The organism is Streptomyces sp. BR123 (genome assembly GCF_013401435.1).
GTDB lineage: Bacteria > Actinomycetota > Actinomycetes > Streptomycetales > Streptomycetaceae > Streptomyces.
On the sequence record NZ_JACBGN010000299.1, the window covers coordinates 1 to 8,622 of the forward strand.

Below are 8,622 nucleotides of genomic sequence, written 5' to 3' on the forward strand. Positions count from 1 at the left end.
ACCCAGGCCCAGCCCGACCCGAACGACCCCCTGGCCCTCGCCGAACTGTTCAAGGGCGGCGGCGAACCGTGGCTTCCCCTGCTCAAGCCGGTCATCGAGGCACAGCCGGACGCAGCCGCGTTCATCGGCCCCGCCCGCGCACCGGAGGTCGTCCCCGTCCGCGAACTGACCTTCCAGGCGCTCAAGCCCCACCCGCCGCACAAGTGGCGGGTCGTCATCTTCGGCCAGAACCCCTACCCGCGGCCGGAAAGCGCCACGGGCATCGCCATGTTCGACAACACCTTCCACGACTGGACGGACAGCCAGTTCGGCCGGGTCGTCAGCATCCGCTGCATCATCAAGGCGGCTGCCATGTGGAAGTACGGCATACCCAAGAAGACCCCGATCGCCGACGTCCGCGCGCTGCTGAAGAAGCAGGACACCGTCCAGCCGCCGGAATGGTTCCAGGCGATGCTCACCCAGGGCGTGCTGCTGCTGAACGCGGCACTGACCGCCGGCAGCGACGGCTCGATCGGGGCCGACCGGCACACCGCGTTCTGGCGCCCGGTCGCCGAACGGATCGTCGAGGAGATCCTCAAGGCCAAGCAGGAGGCCGACGAGGAGGACCGCGGAGTCGTCTTCGCCTGGTGGGGAGCCCACGCGCGGAACCTGAAGAAGATCGTCCTCCGGCTGCAGAAGAAGTACCCGGACGTCGAGGTCCGGCACATCGACCACCCGAACCCGGCGGCGCAGGGGGACGTCTTCTGCGAGGGCGACCACTTCGCCGTGGTCAACGAGGCCCTCGCGTCACTGGGCGGCGACGGGATCGACTGGCTGCCGAGCAAGGGCTGGAACCGGGCCGCGGCGGACGCCGGTGGCGCGGACGGCGGTGTCGCGGAGCGCATGGGGGCGTTCATCGCGTCCACCATGGAGCTGCACCAGCTGTATCTCGAACGGCTCTCCAGCGTCAAGGACGAGGGACTCGACCTACCCGCGATCACGGGCGTGTTCGACACCCCGCTCATGGAGTTCCAGGACGCCGTCGCCCCGGTGGCCGAGCTGCTGTCCGGTCTCGACCGGCACGTCACGCGGTCCCACGAGTTCGGCAAGAGGCGGGCTGACGAAGTACCGGACGGCCTGTCCGCCGACGCGATCGCCGCCCTCTACCTCTACACCTGCGAGTCCGCGTTCTACCGGGAGATCAACGCCGTCCTGCGCTCCCCGGACCGGGCCAGGCTCGTCCCGTACCTCCCGTACCTGCGCCTGCTGTTCTCGGCGGTCTCCGGGCTGCCCGCCCGCACCGAGCCCCTGTTCCGCGGCGTGTCGCTGGACCTGCGGGCCCAGTACCCGCTCGGCCGCACCGTGACCTGGTGGGGTGTGTCCTCGTGCACACCCAGGATCGGCGTGGCCCGCGCGTTCCTCGGAAGCCGCGGAAAGCGGACGCTGTTCGAGGTGGTCCCCGCCCGGGCGGTGGGCATCCGCAACTTCTCCGCCTTCACCGAGGAAGAGGAGTACATCCTTCCGCCCGGTACGCAGCTCAAGGTGACGGAGGTCAAGACCGAGCGCGGCGGCCTGTGCACGGTGAGGCTGACCGAACTGGAGGAGGGGCCCCTCGTGTCCTGAACCGGGAGGGCGGGCCGGATCGTCCGGGAGAGGGTCCCCGGAGCGGAGGGCCGGCGGGCCGGGGGATCACAGGGTTTCGCTCAGCGAGTCGGCCAGACGCCGCCGTGCCGCCCGCGCCGCCGGCAGCGCCGCCGCCGCGACCGCGCCCAGCACCGCTGCGGCGATCACCGTGAGCAGCACGGGCAGGGGAGGCGGTTGGGCTATCCCGGCGCCGATCCCGCTCGACGCCCCCTGGGCGTCCACGAGCCACCGGCCGGCCAGCGCACCTGCCGCCGTCCCCAGGACGGCGGAGGCCAGCGCGGTCAGCCCGGCGGCCGTGACGATCATGGCCCCGATCTGCCGGGGGGTGAGGCCGATCGCCTTCAGCGCGAGCAGGTCCCGGCCCCGGTCGCGGACGCCCGTGCTGATCAGCGTCAGCAGCTCGGTCAGCCCTATCAGCGCCAGTACGGCGATCAGGGCGGCGATCACCGCCCGCGCCGGTTCCAGCCGGTCGGCCGGGTTGGGGGTCTCGCGTATCTCCAGAGTTCCGGCCGCCGCCCCGGCGAGCGTGCTGCTCACCGCCCGGGGGTCCGCGCCCTCGCGCAGCACCAGGGCGTGGTAGTCGGGCCGCAGCTGCGGGTCGCGCTCCCGCAGGGCGTCGACGGTCGTGGTGATCACCCGGCCGCCGGACTCGGGCTCGATGGTGCGGCCCACGAGGTGGAGGATCTGCGGCCGTCCCGCGACGGTCATCCGCACCCAGTCGCCGACGCGGACCCCGAGGAGGTCGAGCAGTCCCTGCCCGGCCACCGCCTCGTCGGGCCCGCCGGCCGCGCGCCCCTCCACCACCGCCGAGGGGTACGGGTCCTGCGCCGTGCCCAGCCCGCGGAGCGTGATGGTGCCGGTCTGCCCCGGTACGAGCGCTGCCATCTCCGCGCCCGGATGGACCGCGGCGATGCCCGGGACCGCCGCGAGGGTCTTCTCCAGTTCGGTGTCCGACGGTCCTCCGGGCTGCTGGGCGCGCACGGTCAGCGCCGCGGGCATGCCGACCGTCGCGGGCCGGCTGCGGAACTGGTCCAGCGTCGACCAGGTGACGAGCGCGACCGTGATGAGGGCCAGCGGCAGCGCGAGCCGGAGCACCGGCACCAGAGTGCGCCGGCGGCGCGCGAACGCGGCCCGCCACCCCAGGACCAGGGCGGGCGGCACCCGTATCCCGAGGGCGCGCCGGCCGAGCGCGGTCATCGGCGCGGCGGACGGCAGGGCCGCCCGGGCCACCGGCACGGGCGGCACCCGCCCGGCCCGCCAGGCCGAGAGCCCGGTGGCGGTCGCGATCAGCAGTACGGCACCGCAGGGGATGCCGATCATCAGGGCGGTGTGGCCGGGCAGGCCCTGCCACACCTCGGCCGCGACCCCGATGCGCCCGGGTATCCGGGCGCCCAGCACGGCGATCGCCGCGGTGCCGAGGGCCACGCCGAGCAGGGCGAAGGCCAGGTGCTGGACGAGGAAGCCCCGGGTCACCTGCCCGGGGGTGAAGCCGACGGCCTTGAGGACGGCGATGTCCCTCAGCTGCCCGCGGACCCGCGCGGCGATCGCCCCGGACGCGGCGAGCGCCGCCGCGAGCAGCGCGCCGAGTCCGAAGACGGCGAAGACCTGGCCGAGGAGACGGTCGTCACCGCCGGCCTCGGCCCGCGCCTGCTGCCACTTGTTCACCTGGGCCACGCGGTCCGCGCCGAGGACGGTCACGGCCCGCTGGACGATGAAGTCGGTGTCGCCGGGATCCTGCAGGCGCAGTCCCACGCTCTGCCCGACGGGCCGGCCCTGGACCATCGCGTCGAGGGCGGGGGAGAGGACCCAGCCGACGCCCGGCGCGCCGCCCGGCCGGTAGCGCGGCTCGGCCGCCTCGGCCAGGCCGCTCACCCGCAGGGTGCGCGGGGTCCCGTCCGGCCCGGTGACCCGTACGGTGTCGCCCGGCTCGGCCCACAGCGCGCGGGCGACCGAGGCCTCCAGCACGATCGCGCCGTCCCGGTCGGCGGCGCCCTCCGGCGGGGTCAGCCAGCCGCCCGCGGTGACGAGCGGCCGCCCCGTATCCGGCGGCGTCACCTCGGCGGCGCGCAGCGTGACCGGGGCCCGGGCACCGCGTGACTCGACGGTCGTCGCCGCCGTGCGGAACGGCCCGGAGACCGCGGCGATGCCGTCCAGGCCGGACAGGGCGTCCATGTCCGCGCCCGGGCGGGTGTGCAGCCAGACGTGCGCGCCCCGTGACTGGTTGAAGCTCCGCTGCCAGGGGTTCGCGGCGTAGCTGAACAGCGCGCCGGCCAGCAGCAGCGAGGCGATGATCCCGGCGCTGGCCAGGACGACGAAGAGGGCTTCGCCGCGGTGTGCGCGGAAGTCGGCGTGCGCCCAGCGCAGTGTGGCCCGCACCGTCAGTCCTTCAGGTCGAGGACGCGGGACACTCCGCCGGGCCGGCTCTGGCGGCCGTCGCCGGCCCCGAGCCGGGCGTCGTCGGCGATCCGCCCGTCGAAGAAGCTGATGACGCGGTCGGCGGCGCTGGCCATCCGTGCGTCGTGCGTCACCATCATGATCGTCTGGCCGCGCTGGTGGAACCGGGACAGCAGACGCAGCACCTCGCGGGTGCCCTTGCTGTCGAGGCTGCCGGCCGGCTCGTCGGCGAGGAGCAGGGCGGGGTGGTTGACCAGGGCCCGGGCGAGGGCGACCCGCTGCTGTTCGCCGCCCGACAGCTCGCCGGGCATCGCCCGCTCGCGGCCTTCCAGGCCCAGTTCGGCGAGGAGCTCGGCGCGGGATGCGCGGGCGGCCCTGGGGGAGGCGCCCGCGAGCAGGGCGGGCAGTTCGACGTTGTCGGCGACGGTGAGGTTGGAGACCAGGTTGAAGAACTGGAAGACGATGCCGATGCTGCGGCGCCTGAGCAGCGCCCAGCGGGCCTCGCGGTACGCGTCGACCCGCTCGCCGCCGATCCACAGCTTCCCCGCGTCCGGCCGCTGGAGGCCGCCGATCAGGTGCAGCAGCGTGGACTTCCCGGCTCCGGACGGTCCGGTGACGGCGACGAACTCGCCCGGCCCGACCGTCAGGTCCACCCCGCGCACCGCGTGGACCGGGGCCCCCTCGCCGTGGTGCGTCTTGGCCAGGCCCTCGGCCCGGACTATGGGCACGTCCGGAGCGGCGGTGGCCGCGTCGCTCATTCCAGCTCCTCCTGGCAGCGTTCCAGCCAGTCGAGGTCGGCCTGCAGGTGCAGCATGGCGCCCTCGATCAGCAGTTGGGAGATCTTGTTGTCGCGGTCCTCGGCAGCGGCCAGCTTCGACAGGTCCCGCATGCTGTTCAAGTACTGCCGCCGCTGCTTGTTGATCAGCGCGATCGGGTCGGCCATCCCCGATTCCGGCGCCAGGGCGAGCTTCATGAAGAACTCGTCCCGTACCCGGGGCTCCTCCGCGGTGTCCTCGAACCAGGCCTGCACGGCCTCGCGCCCGGCGTCCGTCAGCCGGTACGTACGCTTGTTGGGCCGGCCCGACTGCTCCACGTCCTCGCCTTCGATCAGACCGCTCTTCTCGAGCCGTCCGAGCGTGACGTAGATCTGGCCGACGTTCGGCTGAGGGTACGCGGCGCCCAAGAGCTTCTCAAGGCCCTGCTTCAGCTCGTAGCCGTGGGCCGCGCCACGCGTGAGGAGTGCCAGGAGCGCCAGACGCACTCGCTCCCCCCTCCTTCTCGCTCCGTAGTCAACCGTTCACCGGGCACCGGACCGCTCGACGCTGCCGCCCACCCCGCCTGCCTGGGCATCTAGTATTGCGCATGCCTAACAGGTATATATAGGCCGCAATGTTCGGCAGCGCAGCCGGATCGTGTACCGGGAGGAACCTCTGTGCGGTGGATGCGTGCCGCGGGTAGGGCTCTCCTGGTCGCGGCGGTGGTGGCGGCGGGGTACGCCGGCTTCGGCGTCCGCTCGGACGCGGGCGCGGACGGGGCCCGCGGCCCCCTGACGCTCGCGACGGCGGGTGACCTGACCGGCTACCTGCCCCCGCTGCTGGCCGAGTGGAACGAGAGCCATCCCGACGAGCGCGTGACGCTCGTCGAACTGCCCGACTCGGCCGACGAGACCCGGGCGCAGATGATCAGCGAAATGCGCTCGGGCGGCCACCGCTTCGACGTGCTGAACATCGATGTCGCCTGGACGTCCGAGTTCGCGGCGGCCGGCTGGATCTCCCCGCTGGAGCGCAGCCGCTTCCCGCTGGACACGTTCCTGAGGCCGGTCGTCGACACGGCGACCTTCGACGGCCGGCTGTACGCGGTCCCCTACGTCACGAACGCGGGCCTGCTCTACTACCGCAAGGACATCCTTGACCAGGAGGGCGAGCAGCCGCCGCGGACGTGGGCCGAACTGGCCCGCCAGGCCCGCACGATCGCCCCGAGGCACGGCCTGGACGGCTACGGCGGCCAGTTCCTGCCCTACGAGGGGCTCACGGTCAACGTCACCGAGGCCGTGCACTCGGCGGGCGGATCGATTCTGCGGGACGACGGCGCGCGGGTCGCCGTGGACTCGGACGCGGCGCGCGCCGGACTGCGGTTCCTCGCGGACGGTGTGCGGGACGGCTGGATCCCCCGTGAGGCGCTCGGCTGGAAGGAAGAGGAGTCCCGGCAGGCGTTCCAGGACGGCCGGCTGCTCTTTCTGCGCAACTGGCCCTACGTGTACGCGAACGCCGACGCCGAAGGCTCGAAGGTCGCGGGCCGGTTCGGGGCCGTGCCGCTGCCCGGGCCCGGCGGGCCCGGCACCAGCGTGCTCGGCGGCTCCAACCTCGCCGTCAGCAGTCATGCCCGGCATCCGGCGACGGCGGCCGACCTGATCTCCTACCTCACCGGCGAACCGGTCCAGCGGAAGGTCCTCACGAAGGGTTCGCTGCCACCCGTGCGCGCCGCGTTGTACGAGGATCCCGAGCTGATCCGCGCGTACCCGTACCTGCCGACGCTCCGGCAGAGCGTGCTGGCGGCGGTGCCGCGGCCCAAGAGCCCGCGCTACGACCAGGTGAGCATCGCCGTGCAGGCGGTGGCGCAGGACCTGATGGCGCTGAGGCAGACACCCGAGCAGTCCGTGGCGCGGCTGGCGCGCGAGCTCGGGGCCCTCTCCCGCAAGCGCTGACCGCATTCCGTCCTCACCTCCTCGAAGGGCATCTACTTACATGTTAAGTAGATGCCCTTCTTCGTGCACGGGGGTATTTCGGTACAAACACTCCCAGCTTTCGGCTACTTCTGGACACATCGTTGACACCTTTCGGTAGCTGCTACTTAACATGCATGCATAACAGCGCACCTGATCAGGGCGCTCTCGCATTCAGTAGACAGGTCGACGCGAGATGCTCAGCACCCTTCCGGCCGACACCGGCCTCCCCTCCCGCAGCGCCACGGCAGCCGACGCCTGGTGGCGCGACGCGGTGATCTACCAGGTCTACGTCCGCAGCTTCCTCGACAGCACCGGGGACGGCATCGGCGACCTGGCCGGCGTCCGGGCCGGGCTGCCCTACCTCCGCAAGCTCGGTGTCGACGGCATCTGGCTCAGCCCCTTCTACCCGTCGCCGCAGCACGACCACGGCTACGACGTCGCCGACTACTGCGACGTCGACCCGGTCTACGGCGACCTCGCCGAGTTCGACCGGCTGGTCGCCGACGCCCACCGCCTCGGCCTCAAGCTGCTGCTCGACATCGTCCCCAACCACTGCTCCAGCGAGCACCCGTGGTTCCGTGACGCCCTCGCCGCCGGCCCCGGCAGCGCAGCCCGCTCCCGCTTCCACTTCGCCCCCGGCCGCGGCCCGGACGGCGCGCAGCCCCCCAACAACTGGCGCGCCATGTTCGGCGGTCCCGCCTGGAGCCGGCTCACCGAGCCCGACGGCACCCCCGGGGACTGGTACCTGCACCTGTTCACCCCCGAGCAGCCCGACCTGAACTGGCGCGAACCGGCCGTCGGCGACGAGTTCGAGCAGATCCTGCGGTTCTGGCTGGACCGCGGCGTCGACGGCTTCCGCATCGACGTCGCGGCCGGCCTGTACAAGCACCCCGAGCTGCCCGACTCGGACGATCCGGAAGCCGACGAGCGGGCCCGCGACGCCGTCAACCAGCTGGCCTGGAACCAGCCCGAGGTCCACGGTGTGTGGCGCCGCTGGCGCGCGGTGTGCGAGGAGTACACCGCCCGCGACGGACAGGAGCGGCTGCTGGTCGGCGAGGTGTCCGTGCCGACCGCCCGGGAGCACGCCGAGTACGTCCGCCCCGACGAACTGCACCAGGCGTTCTTCTTCGACCTGCTCAGCGCACCCTGGGACGCGGACGCCTTCCGCCGGACGATCACCGACGCGGTGCGGGACATCGCCGGCACCGGCTCCACCGTCACCTGGGTCCTCAACAACCACGACCAGGTCCGCACCGTCACCCGCTACGCGGGCGAGCCCGGCGTGGAGGGCAGCGGACTCGGCGCCGCCCGCGCCCGCGCCGCCGCCCTGCTGATGCTCGCCCTGCCCGGCGCGGCCTACGTCTACCAGGGCGAGGAGCTCGGCCTCCCCGAGGTCCTCGACCTGCCCGACGAGGTCCTCACCGACCCGATCTTCCACCGCACCGGCAGTCGCAAGCACATCCGGGACGGCTGCCGCATCCCCCTGCCCTGGTCCGGACACGCCTCCCCGTTCGGCTTCAGCCAGGCGGCGGCCGACATCAAGCCGTGGCTGCCGCAGCCCGCCTGGTTCGCCGAGCACACCACCGACCGCGCCCTCACCGACACCCGCTCCTTCTGGCACCTGTACCGCGACGGCCTCCAGCTGCGGCGCAGCCTCCCGCAGCTCGGCGACGGCAGCCTGCGCTGGCTGGACACGCCTCCGAGCGTGCTGGCGATGGTCCGCGGCGACGGCCTGGTCTGCGCGGTCAACTTCGGCACGGAGCCGGTGCCCGCCCCGGTCCCCGGCAGCCCGCTCCTCGCCAGCGGCCCGTGCCCCGACGGCGTGCTCCCCGCCGCCACCGCCGCCTGGTGGACGGGGGAGTTCCCCGCCCAGTAAGCCC

The 8,622-nt window shown here is 73.0% G+C and carries 6 protein-coding genes; 3 read left to right on the top strand and 3 right to left on the bottom strand.

The genetic code is table 11. The annotated features are described in order from the left end of the window. A partial coding sequence (locus HYE82_RS30425; RefSeq protein ID WP_256987904.1) for an ADP-ribosyltransferase domain-containing protein occupies positions 1-1,602 on the top strand: 1,602 nt, incomplete at its 5' end. Positions 1,603-1,668: 66 nt separating this feature from the next. Here the strand turns inward: HYE82_RS30425 and HYE82_RS30430 are convergent. Genes HYE82_RS30430 through HYE82_RS30440 form a run of 3 tightly spaced genes read right to left on the bottom strand, consistent with a single transcriptional unit; the run spans position 1,669 to position 5,278 of the window. Then, the gene (locus tag HYE82_RS30430; protein ID WP_179177417.1) at positions 1,669-3,999 is read right to left on the bottom strand and encodes an FtsX-like permease family protein; all 2,331 of its coding nucleotides are present in this window, start codon (positions 3,997-3,999) and stop codon (positions 1,669-1,671) included. A 2-nt stretch (positions 4,000-4,001) separates the two neighbouring features. Further along, entirely contained in the window at positions 4,002-4,775 is a 774-nt protein-coding gene (locus HYE82_RS30435; RefSeq protein WP_179177418.1) for an ABC transporter ATP-binding protein, read from the bottom strand. Further along, positions 4,772-5,278: a PadR family transcriptional regulator gene (locus tag HYE82_RS30440; RefSeq protein WP_179177419.1), complete on the bottom strand. Its 507-nt coding sequence runs from the start codon at positions 5,276-5,278 to the stop codon at positions 4,772-4,774. The genes HYE82_RS30435 and HYE82_RS30440 overlap by 4 nt, the downstream gene beginning before the upstream one ends. Positions 5,279-5,449: 171 nt before the next feature. Between HYE82_RS30440 and HYE82_RS30445 the strand changes: the two genes are divergently transcribed. Together HYE82_RS30445 and HYE82_RS30450 are read left to right on the top strand one after the other, a co-directional pair. Continuing rightward, on the top strand, positions 5,450-6,721 hold the full coding sequence (locus tag HYE82_RS30445; RefSeq protein WP_179177420.1) for an ABC transporter substrate-binding protein: 1,272 nt from the start codon (positions 5,450-5,452) through the stop codon (positions 6,719-6,721). 214 nt (positions 6,722-6,935) lie between these two features. Next, a complete protein-coding gene (locus HYE82_RS30450; RefSeq protein WP_179177421.1) occupies positions 6,936-8,618 on the top strand; it encodes a glycoside hydrolase family 13 protein in 1,683 nt (560 codons plus the stop codon). Positions 8,619-8,622: the final 4 nt, after the last annotated feature.

What these genes read in the sequence shown, in the direction of transcription:
- HYE82_RS30435 (WP_179177418.1), bottom strand. Translation starts at nt 4,775, where the DNA reads ATGAGCGACGCGGCCACCGCCGCTCCGGACGTGCCCATAGTCCGGGCC.
- HYE82_RS30450 (WP_179177421.1), top strand. Translation starts at nt 6,936, where the DNA reads ATGCTCAGCACCCTTCCGGCCGACACCGGCCTCCCCTCCCGCAGCGCC.